15 protein-coding genes are annotated in these 17,324 nt (G+C 42.0%); 10 read left to right on the forward strand and 5 right to left on the reverse strand.

Features of this window, described 5'->3' with window-relative positions:
• Window positions 1-47 precede the first annotated feature (47 nt).
• The 8 genes from nusA (at window position 48) to rpsO (ending at window position 8,236) form a co-directional block, all read left to right on the forward strand.
• Entirely contained in the window at window positions 48-1,532 is a 1,485-nt protein-coding gene (gene nusA / locus RH96_RS04295) for a transcription termination factor NusA (RefSeq protein ID WP_010197744.1), read from the forward strand.
• Window positions 1,533-1,696: 164 nt separating this feature from the next.
• Complete coding sequence (infB, locus tag RH96_RS04300) at window positions 1,697-4,420, forward strand: translation initiation factor IF-2 (RefSeq protein ID WP_010197746.1); 2,724 nt, start codon at window positions 1,697-1,699, stop codon at window positions 4,418-4,420.
• Between the two features lie 203 nt (window positions 4,421-4,623).
• Window positions 4,624-5,034 carry a ribosome-binding factor A gene (locus RH96_RS04305; RefSeq protein WP_010197749.1) on the forward strand — a complete coding sequence of 137 codons (411 nt, stop codon included), beginning with the start codon at window positions 4,624-4,626 and terminating at the stop codon, window positions 5,032-5,034.
• Window positions 5,034-6,089 (forward strand): tRNA pseudouridine(55) synthase TruB, encoded by a 1,056-nt coding sequence (truB, locus tag RH96_RS04310; protein ID WP_010197751.1) that lies wholly within the window; start codon window positions 5,034-5,036, stop codon window positions 6,087-6,089. The genes RH96_RS04305 and truB overlap by 1 nt, the downstream gene beginning before the upstream one ends.
• Window positions 6,090-6,497: 408 nt before the next feature.
• On the forward strand, window positions 6,498-7,022 hold the full coding sequence (locus RH96_RS04315; protein WP_010197753.1) for a type 1 glutamine amidotransferase domain-containing protein: 525 nt from the start codon (window positions 6,498-6,500) through the stop codon (window positions 7,020-7,022).
• A gap of 81 nt (window positions 7,023-7,103) precedes the next feature.
• Window positions 7,104-7,265 carry a hypothetical protein gene (locus RH96_RS15040; RefSeq protein WP_157999880.1) on the forward strand — a complete coding sequence of 54 codons (162 nt, stop codon included), beginning with the start codon at window positions 7,104-7,106 and terminating at the stop codon, window positions 7,263-7,265.
• A gap of 108 nt (window positions 7,266-7,373) precedes the next feature.
• Window positions 7,374-7,550: a hypothetical protein gene (locus tag RH96_RS15115; RefSeq protein ID WP_010197755.1), complete on the forward strand. Its 177-nt coding sequence runs from the start codon at window positions 7,374-7,376 to the stop codon at window positions 7,548-7,550.
• 419 nt (window positions 7,551-7,969) lie between these two features.
• Window positions 7,970-8,236: a 30S ribosomal protein S15 gene (gene rpsO, locus RH96_RS04320; protein ID WP_010197757.1), complete on the forward strand. Its 267-nt coding sequence runs from the start codon at window positions 7,970-7,972 to the stop codon at window positions 8,234-8,236.
• A gap of 469 nt (window positions 8,237-8,705) precedes the next feature.
• On the opposite strand, the gene RH96_RS04325 is transcribed toward rpsO, so the two are convergent.
• From RH96_RS04325 to RH96_RS04340, 4 genes are all read right to left on the reverse strand, one after another.
• Window positions 8,706-9,005, reverse strand: a complete 300-nt coding sequence (locus RH96_RS04325) for a hypothetical protein (RefSeq protein WP_010197759.1) — start codon at window positions 9,003-9,005, stop codon at window positions 8,706-8,708.
• Between the two features lie 304 nt (window positions 9,006-9,309).
• Window positions 9,310-10,317: a DUF4062 domain-containing protein gene (locus RH96_RS04330; RefSeq protein WP_010197761.1), complete on the reverse strand. Its 1,008-nt coding sequence runs from the start codon at window positions 10,315-10,317 to the stop codon at window positions 9,310-9,312.
• A 193-nt stretch (window positions 10,318-10,510) separates the two neighbouring features.
• Complete coding sequence (gene murI / locus RH96_RS04335) at window positions 10,511-11,503, reverse strand: glutamate racemase (protein WP_010197763.1); 993 nt, start codon at window positions 11,501-11,503, stop codon at window positions 10,511-10,513.
• Window positions 11,504-11,649: 146 nt separating this feature from the next.
• On the reverse strand, window positions 11,650-12,333 hold the full coding sequence (locus RH96_RS04340; RefSeq protein ID WP_010197770.1) for a DUF1285 domain-containing protein: 684 nt from the start codon (window positions 12,331-12,333) through the stop codon (window positions 11,650-11,652).
• 727 nt (window positions 12,334-13,060) lie between these two features.
• Here RH96_RS04340 and RH96_RS04345 point away from each other — a divergent pair.
• Window positions 13,061-14,698, forward strand: coding sequence for an electron transfer flavoprotein-ubiquinone oxidoreductase (locus RH96_RS04345; RefSeq protein WP_026037129.1), 1,638 nt, complete (start codon window positions 13,061-13,063; stop codon window positions 14,696-14,698).
• Between the two features lie 105 nt (window positions 14,699-14,803).
• Here RH96_RS04345 and RH96_RS04350 read toward each other — a convergent pair whose 3' ends face one another.
• Complete coding sequence (locus RH96_RS04350; RefSeq protein ID WP_010197773.1) at window positions 14,804-16,300, reverse strand: alanine/glycine:cation symporter family protein; 1,497 nt, start codon at window positions 16,298-16,300, stop codon at window positions 14,804-14,806.
• 759 nt (window positions 16,301-17,059) lie between these two features.
• Between RH96_RS04350 and RH96_RS04355 the strand changes: the two genes are divergently transcribed.
• On the forward strand, window positions 17,060-17,320 hold the full coding sequence (locus RH96_RS04355) for a DUF4212 domain-containing protein (protein ID WP_010197775.1): 261 nt from the start codon (window positions 17,060-17,062) through the stop codon (window positions 17,318-17,320).
• Window positions 17,321-17,324 lie beyond the last annotated feature (4 nt).

A 17,324-nucleotide genomic window follows, 5' to 3' on the forward strand; every position in this document is an offset into this window, starting at 1 on the left:
CAATTATAAAATTTAAGTCAATTATAAAATGATAGGACAGGTATAGCATGAGTCGTGAAATCTTAACGGTAGTAGAAACTGTCAGTAATGAAAAGGGCTTAAATCCTGAAGATATCTTTGAAGCCATAGAAGACGCTTTGGTGGTATCAACCAAGAAAAAAGTCTATACCGAACAGCCAGAAGTAGAGGTGCGGGTATCCATTGATCGTGCAACTGGCGATTATGATACGTACCGTTATTGGACAGTGGTTGCCGATGAAGACCATGAAATGCCAGCCTGTCAGCTTGCTATTACTGACCTTGATCAAGAAGAATGGTCAATTGGTGATATTAAAGAAGAACAGATTGAATCCATTGAGTTTGGTCGTATTGCTGCCACGCAAGCCAAGCAAGTTATCATTCAAAAAATACGTGAGGCTGAGCGTGCGCTAGTAGCAGACGCTTTTGAGCCACGTGTTGGTGAAATGATGTATGGCGAAGTAAAAAAACAAACACGCGATGGCTATATTATTGATTTGGGTGATAACGCCGAAGGCTACTTATCACGTGATCAGATGCTACCACGTGAGCAATTACGAGCGAAATCTCGTATTAACGCCATTTTATATCATGTAAACCGTGAAAATCGTGGTGCCCAGTTATTATTGTCGCGCACTCATCCTGAAATGCTCTCGGCATTGATGCAAAAAGAAGTGCCTGAGATTGCAGAACAAATCATTGAAATCCGTAACGTTGCTCGTCTGCCAGGTACTCGTGCTAAAATAGCCGTCAAAACCAACGATCATCGCATTGATCCGGTTGGCGCTTGTATCGGTATGCGTGGTACGCGTATTCAAGCGGTTCAGCAAGAGTTGGATGGTGAGCGTATTGATGTGGTGGTTTGGTCAGATGATCCGGCCCAATTTATCATTAGCTCTTTAGAGCCAGCAGATGTTAGTAGTATCATCCTAGATGAAGACATGCAGACCGCTGATATCATTTTTAGCACCAACGATCAGCTAGCGCGTGCGATTGGCTCACAAGGTCAAAACGTCCGTTTAGCGTCTGAACTAACGGGCTATAAGCTTAATATGATGCTCGAAGAAGAGTATCAGCAGCGTCAACAAAACGAATCGAAAGCGTTCATTGAATTGTTCTATGAGCGTTTAGAAGTCGATAAAGATTTAGCTCAAGCGCTTGTCGATATTGGCTTTACCAGTATCGAAGAAGTGGCTTATGTGCCAGTTGAGACTTTCTATGACATCGAAGGTTTAGACGACGAAGCGATTGACATGATTCAAGAACGTGCTAAAGAAGTCGTCATCGCTGATGAGCTAGTCAAACAACAAAACATGAAAGAGCCAAGTCAAGAGTTACAAGATCTTGAAGGAATGACCGTCAGTTGGGCTTATAAAATGGCTCAAAAAGACATCATTACTGTTGATGACTTGGCAGAACAAGCCGTCTTCGATTTAGAAGATATCGAAGGATTAGATACTGAAACCGCAGGAAAACTCATCATGAAAGCTCGGGAATCTTGGTTCAATGAATAAGCGGTAACTGCATATCGCTGTCTTTTAGTGATATGCTATCGATAATAAAGTGCTGGTATAAAGTCGCATAATACATGCAACCTAACCACCAGCCTTAACCCAATCATTTGTAGCCAACAACTGAATTGAACATATAGCAAATAATAGACAGTAGGTGATAATAAATGGCAGATAAGACCGTCAAAGAACTGGCAGATATGGTAGGCAAAACCGCAAGTGCTGTAAAACAGCAACTGGTAGATGCTGGACTGCCTGCTCGCGCAGAGGATGACCTAGTCACCGAGCTTGAGCAAGAGAAGTTGGTGACGTATTTAAAGCAAAGTCATGGTCAGCAAGATAAGCGTCGTATTAGTCTCAAGTCTAAAACAACGAGCACCGCGCGTGTGACCGGCTCTTCAGGTAAATCTAAGAGTGTCAATGTGGAAGTGCGTAAAAAGAAAGTATTCGAAAAGCCTGATCCAGAAAAAATGGCTGAAGAGTTGGCTGCGCGTGAGCAAGCGATGATTGAGTCGCAAGAACGTGCTGCTAAGGACGCTGAAGAGCGTGCTGCTACTAAGAAAAAATCTGAAGAGCGTCAAGCAGCAACCTTAGCTGCGATGCGTGCCAGCTTAGGCTCTAGCAAAAAATCAGACGATAAGAATGACGACATTTCTACTTCAGTTGTTGTGAAAAAGGGCGGCAAGACTACTATTGAAGTCAAGCCTAAAGAACAGCCGAAGAAAAAAGTTGCTGCTACGAAACCTAAAGTTGAAACAGCAGCTGAGCGTAAAGCTCGTGAAGTACGTGAAAAAGAAGAAAATCGTCTACGCGAAATTGAGACAGAAACACGCCGTGTTCAAGCTGAAGAAGCGCAAAAGCGCACACTTGAGCAAATGCGTAAAATGGCTGGTAAATATACGGACCAGCCTGCTGCTGAAGTTCGTAAAGATGAGCCATTGGCTGAAGGTCTAGTCGGTGACGCATTAGAAGAATCATTTGAAAAAGAACGTCGTGAAATCAAGCGCGGTGCAAGTAGCACTGGTGCTCGTGGTCGTCGTCGTAAAAATCAAGATGAGCGTGAGATCAAAAACCGTAAAAATGGTTTACGTTCAACACAAGCGTCACAGCATAAGTTTGAAAAACCTGTTGAAAAAATTGTCTATGATGTCGAGATCAGTGAGCAAATTACCGTTGCAGATCTTGCCCAGCGTATGGCAGTTAAAGCCCGTGAAGTCACTAAACTACTCATGAAAATGGGTGAGATGGCTCGTGAGTCAGATACGATTGATCAAGCGACAGCCAGTCTGATTGTTGAAGAAATGGGTCATAACCCAGTACCAGTTAGTGATACTAAGGTTGAAGACGATCTACAATCTGCAGTCAATGAACGCAGCAGTAACGTGCAAACACGTCCACCAGTCGTAACTATTATGGGTCATGTCGACCATGGTAAGACTTCATTGCTAGATAAAATTCGTGAAACAAAAGTAGCGAATGGCGAAGCAGGTGGTATCACTCAGCATATCGGTGCTTACCATGTAAAAACTGGTCGCGGTGTGATCACCTTCTTAGATACCCCAGGTCACGCAGCCTTTAGTGCTATGCGTTCACGTGGTGCGCAGGCGACTGATATCGTTGTACTGGTTGTCGCAGCTGATGATGGCATGATGCCGCAAACGGAAGAAGCTATCGACCATGCACGTGCTGCTGGTACGCCGCTTATCGTTGCCATCAACAAAATGGATAAGCCGGGCGCTGATCCTGATCGTGTACTCAATGAGTTGACTGCTAAAGAAGTCGTCTCAGAAGAGTGGGGTGGTGATACACCAATGGCGCGTATCTCAGCCAAAACGGGTGAAGGTATTGACGAGCTATTAGAATATATCAGCATCCAAGCAGAACTAATGGAGTTAGAAGCGCCGTTAGATGGTGCTGCGCAAGGTGTGGTGATTGAGTCAAGACTTGAAAAAGGTCGTGGTCCTGTTGTTAGTGTTCTAGTCAAAAAAGGCACACTAAAACAAGGCGACTTGGTTCTAGCGGGCGAGCATTATGGTAAAGTCCGTGCGATGACTGATGAACATGGTCAGCGTATTCAGTCAGCGGGTCCTTCCATCCCTGTAGAGATTTTAGGATTACCTGAAACACCTGCAGCTGGTAGCGAATTCTTAGTCGTTACAGATGAGAAAAAAGCCCGTGAAGTGGCTGATTTCAGAACCAATCGCGAGCGTGAACGTCAACTTGAACGTCAGAATGCCATGCGCTTAGAGAGCATGTTCGATCAGATGGAACAAGGCAATGTGTCATTCTTGAACATTGTTCTTAAAACTGATGTGCGTGGTTCGCTCGAAGCATTACTATCGGCACTGAATGAGCTGTCAACTGATGAAGTAAAAGTTCGCGTCATCAGTTCAGGTGTTGGCCCTATCTCTGAGTCTGATGTAACGCTTGCAGAATCTAGCGAAGCGGTATTGTTAGGCTTCAACGTTCGTGCAGACGCGACCGCACGTCGCAAAGCAGATGCAGCCAACATGGATATTCGCTATTACAGTGTTATCTATGGCTTGATTGATGATGTAAAAGCAGCCATGAGTGGAATGCTTGCGCCTGAACATCGTGAGAAAATCTTGGGTGTTGCTGACGTTCGAGAAGTATTCCGTTCTAGTAAGTTCGGTGCAGCTGCCGGTTGTATGGTGGTTGAAGGTACAATCTATCGTAATAAGCCTATCCGTGTATTGCGTGATGACCAAGTTATCTTTACTGGTCAACTGCAATCATTACGTCGCTATAAAGAAGACGTTAATGAAGTACGTACTGGGATGGAGTGTGGCCTAGCCGTTCGTGGTTATGATGTCGAAGCTGGTGATAAGATCGAAGTCTTTGAAATTCAAGAGTTCGAACGTACTATCTAAAGTCACCGCTCGATAGTAAGGTCTCTAATCATGCAAGACGCTTAATCAGCTGAGCATATTAGTATCTCCTTCATATCTAGCTGTACTTAGGCCTAGCAGGTACATCCTGCTAGGCCTTTTTTAACAAATATCAGCCCTTAAATTTATTAATAAGCAAACGGGCTAATCCATAAAAATAGGCCATATCAAATTAAGGTAACAATATGAACCAACGTTTACAGCGCTTATCCGATCAAATTCAGCGTGAGCTTGCTGTTCTTATTCGTGACGCAGTCAATGACCCGCGTCTAACTGGTTTTGTCACTATCTCTAGTGTCAAGGTCAGCCCAGACTTAGGGTATGCAGACGTTTATGTCACCATCATGGAGCCAGAGCTTAATGATGCTATGACCAAAACCAACCACGAAGAAAGCATCAAAGTGCTGAATAAAGCGGCAGGTTTTTTGCGTACCGAATTGAGCCATAGTCTCAAAACGCGTACGACACCACGTCTGCGCTTTCATTATGATGAAGTAACGGCTCGTGGCAACTATATGATGGACTTGATCAGTCAAGCGGTCATCAAAACTGAGCAGAATGAAGATGAAGTCGACAGCAAAGAAAATGATGATTAATGACAATGACTAGTCAAAAGACAACGGATAAACAAAAAGTCTCCGGTGTTATCTTAGTTGATAAGCCGCAAGGTATGACGTCACAGCAAGTGGTCTCAAAAGTAAAGTATTTGTTTAAGTCTCCTGCACATGACAGCAAAAAAGCTGGTCATACAGGTACGCTTGATCCCATGGCCACTGGTCTATTGCCTATTTGTATGGGTGAGGCCACAAAGTTTAGCCATTATCAACTTGATGCTGACAAATCCTATCAAGCGACGATATTGCTTGGTAGCCAGACAGATACTGGCGATGCTGATGGTCAAATCGTTGGACAGGCGTCTATTCCAACTTTTGATCAATCAGTATTGGACAAGGTTGCTCAAAAGTTTTTAGGGGCTCAGCAGCAAATACCACCGATGTATTCTGCCTTAAAAAAGGATGGTAAAAAGCTTTATGAGTATGCCCGTGCTGGTATCGAAGTAGAACGAGCGCCAAGAGATATCGTGATTAAGGCTATTGATTTAAAAGCTATTGATAACGAGCAGATTCAATTGACGGTGACTTGTACCAAAGGTACTTATGTGCGCGTATTGGCAGAGGATATTGCCAAGATAATGGGCACATTAGGGCATTTAATCGCATTGCGCCGTATGCAGGTCGGAAAGTTTAGCATAGTGGAAGCGATTTCTTTATCAGCGTTAGAGGCGCTATCGTTAGATGAGAGACAGGCACAGCTCCTTGCTATTGATGCGTGTGTCAATATCGAGGCTGAGCTTACATTGACTGCTGAACAGTATACCCGTGTCCAGATGGGGCAGCGGTTGAATGTCTTTGAGCAGCTTACTGATGATTTGCGCGATTATATTTCAACCAGTATTAGCCATCAGTCTTCTGTTTCAGAAAGCAATGACACTCCACTAGATAGCGATGTTGTTAGTAGTGACGATGAACAACCATTGCTCCACGAGATAGCGGTAGATATACGCTTGCTAGATGAGCAAGGGGATTTTATTGGATTGGGTGCTGTTAGTCTCAATGGCCGACTACAGCCTAAGAAGTTAATCCAGCGGTAGGGTTACATTTGCTAAGCTTTTCATAGTTCGTATGTTTCATGTGGCTATGAGCCAATTAATCCTCTTTAAACTTACTAACAGTTTACACTAATCACATATCCTCACATTTTATTGCAGGTTTCACCTATGGTGAAGCCTGTTTTTTTTGTACATTAGATAAGTCAGCTAGGGAATGCTGGACGAATGAATCAATATACTAATAAGAAAAATAGACAATAATAAAAATACGTAGGGAATCATTTTAATAAGGAAAATTTACTACTGAAGTCTCAACACTAAATAAAAACAAAGAAGTACTATAAAAACAAAGAAGTACTATAAAAACAAAAAGTACTTATAACAAAAAAAACAGATAAATCAATAATAAAATTTATATATAGAATCACAAATATAAAGACGAGGAATATTATGAAAACGATCGCTTTCTTACTACACAATAATTTTGAACAAGCAGAGTATGAAGATGTTAATAACCAACTGAAAGCAAAAGGTTATAACACATTGCTTATTACTACTAACGAAGACAAAAAAGTTCAAGCGATGAATCAGGATGTCAATAAAGGTGACACTTTCACCGCTGACATCTTTGCAAGTGAGGCTAAAGTTGATGATTATGACGCGCTAGTAGTGCCAGGTGGTACTGTAAATGCGGATACCATTCGAGGCAATAAAGAAGCTCACAGTATAATCAATGCAATTAATGAAGCAAATAAACCGTTGGCGGTCATCTGCCATGCGCCTTGGGTACTTATTAACACGGGTATCGCAAAAGGTAAGACCTTAACGGCGTACCACTCATTGCAAATAGATTTGGAAAATGCGGGAGCAAATTTCGTTGATAAAACCGTACAAATTGACGGTAACTTAATTACTTCGCGTAATCCAGATGATATCAAAAACTTCGTTGATGCTATCGATAAAGCCTTGTCTTAACTGGCTTTATAAGACATTAACGATGAACATATAACATTAATCTACCAATAACTATAACCAACCATGATCGAGGAAAATATTATGTCAAACTCTAACCCAAACGATACGAAACTTGAGCAACAACGTTCTGAATCAGCAACTGCAGCTCTTAAAAGCCAAACCGAAAACAACCATACTGAAGAGTCAGAAGCAGCGGCAGATCGTATTGCGGACAATTTAGAACATGCTAAAGAAGACAAGTAGAGTATTTAAAGTGTCACTCATAGCTGGGTGACGCTATCATATCTTTTTAGCTTGGTATCAATAATTATAAAAGTAAATAGTTCAGAAAATAATAACTTAGGAGCTGATATGAGTAATTCACCGAATAATATGGACGAGCAAGAAAAAGAGATTGAAAAGCTTGCAGAAGATATCAACCCCAGCGAACATGCCACTCCGGATAGTTTAGCGGAAGTCACTACGGCAGCACCTCTTGCTGATGATGAGCTAGGTGGCAATGCTACTGAGAGCGATGTGAAAAAGTAATACGCTAGAATCTTGTAATGGCTATCAATGTAGTTGCTGTGCTTGTAACGGCTGTGAATGTACCTTAGATTATTATCTGGGCAATTCATCTTGCCATGAAACTATTATGAAAAACTGCTGCTAGTTCAGCAGTTTTTTGGTATAATAGCCGTCACATTTGAATTAAGATTTTAGATAAAGCAGGTTGCTGAACTCACTGTTCAAAGCAGATGATTGAGTTAAGCAATATTCCGCTGATATTTGGCTTATTTTTAAGTGGTTTTTTATAACACATTGAGCTTGTCGTACACTAGGTCAACTCTAGTAATGCAGGGTTGTCCTGAATGGCGTACAAGTTACTTTATTTACTATTCTAGAGCTTTTAAGATGGCTTAAATTTGAGTGCATCTTGGATGCTTTTAGCATTGCCGGAGATATTTATGCTAACTAATACTGATCGCGAACAAATCATTTCTCAATACCAGCGCGGCGAAAACGACACTGGTTCTCCAGAAGTTCAAGTAGCTTTGCTAAGTGCACGCATTAATGATTTGCAGAACCATTTTAAAGCGCACAAAGCTGATAATCATAGCCGTCGTGGTCTTATCCGTATGGTTAACACGCGTCGTAAATTGCTTGATTACCTAAAAGGTAAAGACCTTGGTCGCTATACCACCCTTATTAGCCAGTTGGGTCTACGTCGTTAATTTAACGACAATAGTACGAGCGGTCGCTAAAATAACAAATGCCATCCTTTGGCGCTATTTTGAATTTTTTGCTAAACCGCTTGGAACTTGCTTGTTGCTATCGATAAAATAGATTTTTCTAAAACGGTGTGGAATAGTTTCACACCGTTTTTTTATGCTTGTTAATATAGATGATTAATCTCAAATATTTTCACGCTATAGTTTGAGAATTTTTTGTAAAACTAAGGGTTAACTCAATGCTGATTTGAGTCATATCTAAGGAAGACTATAAACAACAGCCCTGTTTTGCAATTAATTGGTCAATGGCTAGAAATCACTGTAAAATAATGCTTGGTCAGTTTTATGCTATTGCTATAGTCGGTTCAATTTAAAAGTGGTACAAGGCAACCGAGTGTAGATGTATATTTAATACCTCAAGCGAGGTTAACGCTGTAACGCTTTTATAGTGGATTGACTATATTGAGATCATTTATACGATCGGTGGTGGATTGGGTTTACCATTATCACCATCCCAATTTTCACGGGCTTTATCATCCAAATCCGCAGGCGTCTTCGGCTCCCATTTACCATTTTCTTTCCAAGTGTCGTCGCCCCAATCTTCGTCTTCCTGTTTTTTGTCCCAATCTTTATAGGCTTTACTAGGGTCGATGCCACGGCGCTTCATGTCTGCCACTTGCTCTTCTAGCGTGTGATACTGTTCAGCATCGTGCATGGTTTTCTCTAGACCATCAATCTCTTTTCTTAACTCGTCATGTTTATCATTACTCATGATAGTGCTCCTTAATCAGTCAATATTATTATACGCTTTTATGTTTGTCGTTTTTACGGTAGATAAGTTTATATAGGCTAGTACACCATTTGAATCGTTTTTATCTCAGTTATTGTCTCAATACCTATTGTTCCAATAACCAATATCGTAAAATATTTTTTACGTTAATGAGCTTTATTATCAAGAGTCTTGGCTAAATTCACAACCGTTACCACGTATGCTTTGTATTACAAAACGTAGTGGGAAGCACAGGAAATCTGTTGACAATCCTTACCATGCCATTGATTAAAGCTTCTGATTGCCATTACTGAGTCCGAATGGCGGGTTGTTGATTTTTTAGTAGGTTTTGAGCATAGAAAGTCAGTTTCCACAATTCTTGCGAGACCCGCGTACCATAAGTCGTCAACTGTATCCAGTTAGCCGCCACTAGCTGGCGTTGCAAATGGTTTAGGTCCTTTTGGGCGATTTGACAGCGTGATACAGCATGGACATTTGGCATCTCTTGTTTGATGTCATGCTCAGCTTTAGAGGCAATTAGACGATTAATAGCACTTTGTAAACCGTAACTTGAGAAAGTCGCAGGTATCTTCATCAACGTGTACCATACCTCCTTCCAACTTAATGTCATCGATCTAGTGACATCTGTCAAGTTGCCACCGGCATAGGCTTGCGCGCTATACTGAATCACAAAAGTGTCTGTTAAGGCGATCGGCTTGCTAACACTATCCGCAACATCCCCTCCATCGACAACACCACTATTTTGTTTCAGCGGCGTATTCATAGGAGGCCGAGAGATTATCGAATCAGGTGAAGCTTGTTTGATTAATTTTATCGATTCTTCGCTGAGCTTTAACCACACATCTTTTAGACTATAGTGAATCACCATATTATGGTAGGCTTGGATAAGCAGTTGCTCGATATCTGTATCCGCATCATAATAATGAACATGCTTGGCTTGCTGGGTGACTGTATTAATAAACTCTTGCAACTGCCGACTGATATCTGCACCCTGATGATGCTTTTTGACTAATATTAGTAAGGGTTTGAGTTTGGCTTTGGCATTCAAATAGCTTAAATGCATTTGACTGACACCAGTATTTTGTACTGTGCCGTAGCTATCCCCGACGACCATTAGCGCATAATCGCACGCATCAATACATTGGCGGCCATATAACGAGGCCTTTGGTAATTTGCTGGAGACATCGTAGGTCAGAAATGCGCGCGCCTGAAAAAAAACCGCCAAACTGTCTAGCACTAGCAACTGATCGTTGTCAGCGCATATGACATGAATATGATAACGACGGTTTGGCAAAATAACCTCTGCACTTGGGTGATGACAGAAATAAATATGAACGTAAAAATAGCACAAATATCATGTCTTGCACAGCCTAGCATAATCCTATTGAGATACGCTCAGCTTATTTTTTAATCAGGTCTATGCTGTCTAATACAGATATAGCGAGATGGTTATAAATAGTTTTTTCTTCGCCTATCAATGTCAACGCTTACTGAGCATAGTACTGTAAGTGTGTCTCTTTGCCAAGTAAACGCTGTACCAGCATGACTAATTTATCATCATATTTGGTCGCATAAAAAGTCAACGGCGGTCGATTTTTTTTACCCGTCTCCTTACCTTCTATACCATCATTTTTCGCATGACTATCAAGCAAGGCAGACAACTGATTTGCAACCAATAGTTGCTTGACCCGCTCAGCGATCGCTTGTCCTGAATCTACCACTTTTATCGACAGCTGTTGCTGCGCAATCTCATCCAACAAGAATGCTTTAAAAAACGGATAATGGGTACAGCCTAATACCAGCTGATCCACTCCATCTTGTGCAAATATCTGTAGCTGCTGCCGTAACCTTTGCGCAGTCTCACAATTCTCTGGCATACCTGCCTCGACCCAAGGCACCAGCTGTGGGTCAAAATATTTGGTCACTAGTGTGCGATTAGGACTGGCAATAGCAGTAATGACTTCATTCAGTAACATGCCATTCAAAGTTGCTTTGGTAGCCAATACAGCAACGTGTTTGCTCTTACTGGCCAACACTGCTGGCTTGAGCGCTGGTACCAAACCGACAATAGGCAACTGCGGATAACATCGTCTAGCTGTCTCTAAAGCATAGGCAGAAGCACTGTTGCAGGCAATCACAATGAGCTTGCAGCCCTGCTGATACAGCCACTCTACTGCTGTCAGGGTCAAGGCTTCGATATCTTCACTATCACGATTGCCATACGGCACATGCAAGGTATCTGCATAATAAATGTAACGCTCTGCAGGCAGTTGCTGGGCTAAATGCAGATAGACAGACAGACCACCTATACCAGAATCAAATAACCCAATCGGGGCATTGCGCTCTTTATTAATCATAGCTTGGCTAACCGAAGTGGCATTTTTAGCGGTATCAATAACAGATTTTTTAGGATCCCGCTTTTCAACGGCAATTGATGGCCTCTCAACCACGTTTAACAGATTGGTTGCAGCAATATTCATCGGTACGCTACCGCTGTCTTCATGTCGATACCTTCATTTTGATAGCAATTTTCAAATGTTACGCTTAATATAAAACATTACTCTTAATGTAGAATACTACTCTTAATATAAGTAGAAAGGCAGCTTATCGCAATAATAAGTAAGACTTAGCCAGTTGGCATAGAAAGCTCGTAAGATCGACCACCACTTTGCAAGGTTAGTATCGTCTCACCTTTTTGCTCTGTCAGTTCACCGATTTCGGTCAAATGATAAAAAACATTACGACCAATCAATGCAGTCAAACCGTTTCTGACTGGCATATAAGGTCTTACTTGCACGTCAGATTGGTCGTCAGTAGTACCATTAAAGGTATAGGCCCGTAAAGTAATTGGATGCGCGTCATCTAAACGTACCACATCACCAGTCGTTGTGGTAAATTCTAACCAGCTATTATTAGCTTCATCGACGATACCGACATCATTAATTAATAATGGTGCATCTTCTACCTGAATGCGAAGTTTTTGTACGGGTGTCTTTAAAAAATACTCTGCTACGCCATTATTTTCTTCTTTCCATAAGATAGTGGCAAATAAGCTCACCAATGACTCTCTGGTCATTTGTCCGCCTTCATGCCACCACTCGCCGTTGGCTTTAATCACCAAATCCATATCATCCACTTGTTCAGGGTGCCATTTTTCCAGTGGTGGTATCGCTCTTCCCTCGCGTGTGCCTGCGGCGGACTTTAGATATTGGTTAAGTGCTTTCATCGGATTTTGGTTGGATGCCACGTTCTGTGGGCTATTAGCGCTGCTTTGTATATTATTATCTATCTTACTATTGTCATTACTCATCAGTTCATCCTTTACCTAGTAATTAAAGTTTGGCAAATCTGTTATTACTATAAATTTTAGTTTCGGGTATGATGAGACCATATCAACATTATACCTTTGCTACATGAATTTCACCTTAACACTGATACTCGTAAATGCGTATCGTGTTTATAGGACTTTTCTTTTATAATGAGTAACGATTTTTTATTGAAACAGTCAAGTGAGCGTTGTATTAACGACACATTTTAGCTGATGTGTTAATAGTTTTTCATTAACTGGGTTTAGTTTAATAGCAACGTTGTCAATTGATGCCGCAAAGACAGTTTCTGTCGAGCAGCCATATGTCTGAGTGAAATTAGCGCCGCAAGCCTTATTATGCAATTGTTAAGCTAATGATGCCCTGAGATAAGCCACTAAAAGTTTAGGAGTAGGTATGCAAGAGCAAGACAATCAAAAGCCAGTCGTCGACGGTGATAGCGTTCACACTGATGCACCAGTCGCGACAGATACGGCCAAGCCAGACACCACAACACCAGAGTCAACGACGCTGACCAAAGAAGCGCCAGCTGAAGAAGTTGCTGTCGAAACCGCCGACCTTGATAAAGCAGAGACCGATGAAACTGCTACTACAGAAGCCATTGAAACGGTCGCCGTGGATAAAGAGCCTGCTGAGAAAGTAGCGGTCGAAAAAACGCCTGAGCCAGTAGTAGAACCTGTCGCGGCAGAGCCAGAGATTGAGCGCGAATCCATGGAATTTGACGTTATTATCGTTGGCGGTGGACCTGCTGGTCTATCTGCTGCGATTCGTCTGCGTCAGCTCGCTATTAAAGCTGGCAACGATGAATTTATGGTTTGTGTGGTCGAAAAAGGCTCTGAATTCGGTGCTCATACCTTATCTGGCGCTGTTATCGAGCCACGTGCTTTAAATGAGCTGATACCAGACTGGAAAGAAAAAGGCGCACCGCTAAACGTACCAGCCACCGAAGATCGCTTCTACTACTTAAATTCAGCCACGCGCTCTACTAAAGTGCCTGATCCGTTGATTCCAGCACCGATGCACAATGACGGTAACTATATTGTCTCGCTAGGTAATGTGGTTCGTTGGTTGGCAGTACAAGCTGAAGAGCTAGAAGTCATGATGTTCCCAGGCTTCCCAGCTGATGATATTTTGTATAACGACGATGGTTCGGTACGCGGTATCTTAACTGGTGATATGGGTGTCGCCGCCAATGGCGAAGCCAAGCCAAGCTTTGAGCCAGGTTATGAGCTGCTTGCCAAATACACTATTTTTGCCGAAGGCAGCCGTGGTCATCTAGGCAAGCGCTTAATCAGCCGCTTTGATCTTGATAAAGACTCAGATCCTCAGCATTACGGTATTGGTCTAAAAGAATTGTGGGAAGTTGTCCCAGAGAAGCACGAGCAAGGCGTGGTTATGCACGGACTTGGCTGGCCATTGACCGAAACAGGCTCTACTGGCGGTTGGTGGTTATACTTCGATGAAAACAACCAAGTCAGTTTTGGTCTCGTCGCAGATCTGTCCTATCACAACCCGTACATGTCACCATTTGATGAAATGCAGCGCCTAAAGACGCATCCTGTCATTAAGAATGTATTAGAAGGTGGTAAGCGCATTTCTTACGGCGCGCGTGCTTTGACTAAAGGTGGCTTAAACTCACTACCAAAATTCACCTTCCCAGGTGGTGTATTGGTCGGTGATGATGCTGGATTCTTGAACCCAGCAAAAATCAAAGGCACGCACACGTCGATGAAGTCAGGCATGCTGGCAGCCGAAGCTATTTTTGAAGCATTACAAGCAGATCGTCAGCACGATGAAGTGATTGCTTATACCACCATGTATAAAGAGTCATGGTTGTATCAAGATAACTACGAGTCGCGCAACTTCTCACCTGCAATACACCGTATGGGTCTGTTTATGGGCGGAGCGTTTACCTTTATCGAGCACAATTTATTGAAAGGTAAAATGCCATTTACCTTGCACGATAACCTGCCAGATTACGATCAGCTAGAGCGTGCCAACCACGCTTATCAGCCCACCTACCTCAAGCCTGATGGCAAGCTGATATTTGACAAGTTGTCGTCGGTATTTATCTCTAACACCAACCATACCGAAGATCAACCAACGCACTTGAAACTCACCGATCAAACGGTGCCTATTTCAATCAACTTACCCCTATATGCTGAGCCAGCACGTTTGTACTGCCCAGCGGGTGTCTATGAAGTGGTCAAAGATGCAGAAGGTGCTAAGTTTGTTATCAATGCGCAAAACTGCGTACATTGTAAAACTTGTGACATCAAAGATCCTTCGCAGAACATTACTTGGGTAACGCCCGAAGGTGGCGGCGGTCCTAACTATCCAAACATGTAAGTCATGATTGAGATAAATAGAAATCAATAAAAAACCGCTCTTAATCATAAGGGCGGTTTTTTTTACTTATACATTCTATTCAACAATCGCAACTAATCTGTCAACTTAATCCGTCCAGGCATCACGATTGGCTTCGTCTTTTAACTTCACAAAGTCATCCGGATTGAACTTAATCTGATCCCCAGTTTTGCCCTCTTTAATCTGACGCTCGTAGTCACGCAAAATTCTAAGTGCTACTGGAGACAAAAGTAAAATCGCCACTAAGTTGACCAAGGCCATCAGACCCATCGACAAGTCAGCGAAGTTCCAGATGGCAGGCAAACTAGCAATCGCACCGACAAAGACCATACCAAGTACCATGAAGCGGAAAATCATGATCATCACTTTGGCATTTTTAGCACCAGAGATGAATTCAATATTTGATTCACCGTAGCTGTAATTGGCAATAATGGACGTAAATGAGAAAAAGAAAATAGCAATTGCAACGAAGACCACACCCAAATCGCCAACATACTGGGACAAGGCCAACTGCGTAAGCTGAATACCTTCTTGCTCAACGTTCGGGTCAACCACACCCGATAAGATAATAATCGATGCGGTGGCAGTACAAATAATCAGCGTGTCCATAAAGACGCCCAGCATTTGCATAAATCCTTGCACTGCTGGATGGTCAGGATGACTTTTTGCTGTTGCCGCCGCATTCGGGGCTGACCCCATACCTGCTTCGTTAGAAAACAAACCACGCTTGATACCGTTAATCATCGCCTGAGCAATACCATAACCGATGACCCCGCCCGCTGCCTGCTCAAAACCAAAGGCGGATTTTACAATTAACGCAATCGCTGCGGGGAATTGGCTAAAGTTCGTGACGATAATGAATAGTGCCAATAAGATATATAAAATCGCCATCACCGGCACAATTTTACCCGCGATACGAGCCACTGAGCGTAAACCACCAAACACCACTGGCGCCACCAGTACTACTAATATTAAGCCTGTCATCCATGTTGGAATACCAAAGGCTTCATTGGTTGCTTGAGCAATGGTATTTGATTGCACGCCATTGAACGCCAAACCAAAAGCCACCAGCAAACATAACGAGAAAAATATTGCTAGCCAGCGTTTACCCAGACCTTTTTCAATATAGTAAGCTGGTCCACCGCGGTAAACGTTATCGTTATGCGGCACCTTGTATGCTTGCGCCAAAGTAGACTCAATAAAGCTGGTCGACATGCCGACTATCGCTGTCATCCACATCCAAAAAACAGCACCCGGACCACCGAGATAAATAGCAATTGCGACCCCTGCCAAGTTACCCGTACCAACGCGCGCCGCGAGTGAGGTCATCAAGGCTTCAAACGAGCTGATACCACCATCTTTGCGCCCTTGGTTTGAGACACGTAACAGCTGCCACATATGACCAAAGTGGCGAAACTGTATAAAACGTGTGGCCACGGTAAAATAAAGACCTGCGCCAATCAGCACGAACATCAGTAATCCATACCAAGGATTGCTCGCAATTAACCAATCATTGTTACCCCAGATGATACTGACACCATAATTTACGATGTTATTAAACCAACTTACTATCCCTTCGTTCATATGGACTCTCTACTCATTCTTTATATACGTTACTTAAATTTTATATTAATATCATATTTTAACGATTCAAAACCTCACAAGGTTATGGACAAAATGTCTGATACTAAAACATCCTGTGCATGATATAGATATTAAATGACTTGCGAGTATCACGTTTGGTTATCCGTTTTATATATTTATTTCTAAAATAAATAATGCTTGTATCTCATATTATATAGAATATATATAAACAATAATTTAGCTGCATACACTGAACATTTTTCGTACAATTTCAGTAATATCGTTTTTATAATAGTAACCAAACTAATTATCAATATATTCCCCATAATTTATGCTCAGTTGTTTGCAATGATATTTATTGAATCGTGCTAAGATGAATTTCATATCTATTTGTGCTGCTTTTATAATTACCAGTCAGCACAAAGAGTTAGAGTGCTCAAAACATTAAAACTCTTGTCAGGAAGACGAGATTGCAAAAAAGACACTGGATAGTCCACCCTTTCTGCCTTCCTCAAGAAATGCTGTTTTTACCATTCGATGGTTTAGATCAATGGTTTCAATCAATGTGATGCCTACAAGAGTAGTTGCTTTTATTTTAAGTAAAAAACCACCAATAAATAAACATACTATTGCGCGTCATCGTTTTCATTATATAAAGCAGTACGTGTCTATTTTTTATATTGATTTTTTTGATAAGAAATAACCACTGTCTTTTTTATATTGTTGGTATTTTTTAGGTAAGACAAAAGGAGTTGTCCTATGGAAAATCATAACGATCCATCCGGATATTGGCGTGCCAATATCCGTCTCATCGTAGGTAGCCTAGTTATTTGGGCACTATGCTCATACGGCTTTGCTATCTTATTACGTCCTCTATTAGCTGGTATCAAGATCGGTGGTACTGACTTGGGTTTTTGGTTTGCCCAACAAGGATCCATCGGAGTGTTTATTATTCTGATTTTCTTTTACGCATGGCGTATGAATAAGTTAGATAAACAATATGGCGTAGACGAGGAATAGCCCC

Origin of the sequence: Psychrobacter sp. PAMC 21119, assembly GCF_000247495.1 — a bacterium.
Lineage (GTDB): Bacteria > Pseudomonadota > Gammaproteobacteria > Pseudomonadales > Moraxellaceae > Psychrobacter > Psychrobacter glaciei.

Coding starts and splice junctions, on each gene's coding strand:
- nusA (WP_010197744.1), top strand. CDS start 48: ATGAGTCGTGAAATCTTAACGGTAGTAGAAACTGTCAGTAATGAAAAG.
- infB (WP_010197746.1), top strand. CDS start 1,697: ATGGCAGATAAGACCGTCAAAGAACTGGCAGATATGGTAGGCAAAACC.
- RH96_RS04305 (WP_010197749.1), top strand. CDS start 4,624: ATGAACCAACGTTTACAGCGCTTATCCGATCAAATTCAGCGTGAGCTT.
- truB (WP_010197751.1), top strand. CDS start 5,034: ATGACAATGACTAGTCAAAAGACAACGGATAAACAAAAAGTCTCCGGT.
- RH96_RS04315 (WP_010197753.1), top strand. CDS start 6,498: ATGAAAACGATCGCTTTCTTACTACACAATAATTTTGAACAAGCAGAG.
- RH96_RS15040 (WP_157999880.1), top strand. CDS start 7,104: ATGTCAAACTCTAACCCAAACGATACGAAACTTGAGCAACAACGTTCT.
- RH96_RS15115 (WP_010197755.1), top strand. CDS start 7,374: ATGAGTAATTCACCGAATAATATGGACGAGCAAGAAAAAGAGATTGAA.
- rpsO (WP_010197757.1), top strand. CDS start 7,970: ATGCTAACTAATACTGATCGCGAACAAATCATTTCTCAATACCAGCGC.
- RH96_RS04325 (WP_010197759.1), bottom strand. CDS start 9,005: ATGAGTAATGATAAACATGACGAGTTAAGAAAAGAGATTGATGGTCTA.
- murI (WP_010197763.1), bottom strand. CDS start 11,503: ATGAATATTGCTGCAACCAATCTGTTAAACGTGGTTGAGAGGCCATCA.
- RH96_RS04340 (WP_010197770.1), bottom strand. CDS start 12,333: ATGAGTAATGACAATAGTAAGATAGATAATAATATACAAAGCAGCGCT.
- RH96_RS04345 (WP_026037129.1), top strand. CDS start 13,061: ATGGAATTTGACGTTATTATCGTTGGCGGTGGACCTGCTGGTCTATCT.
- RH96_RS04350 (WP_010197773.1), bottom strand. CDS start 16,300: ATGAACGAAGGGATAGTAAGTTGGTTTAATAACATCGTAAATTATGGT.
- RH96_RS04355 (WP_010197775.1), top strand. CDS start 17,060: ATGGAAAATCATAACGATCCATCCGGATATTGGCGTGCCAATATCCGT.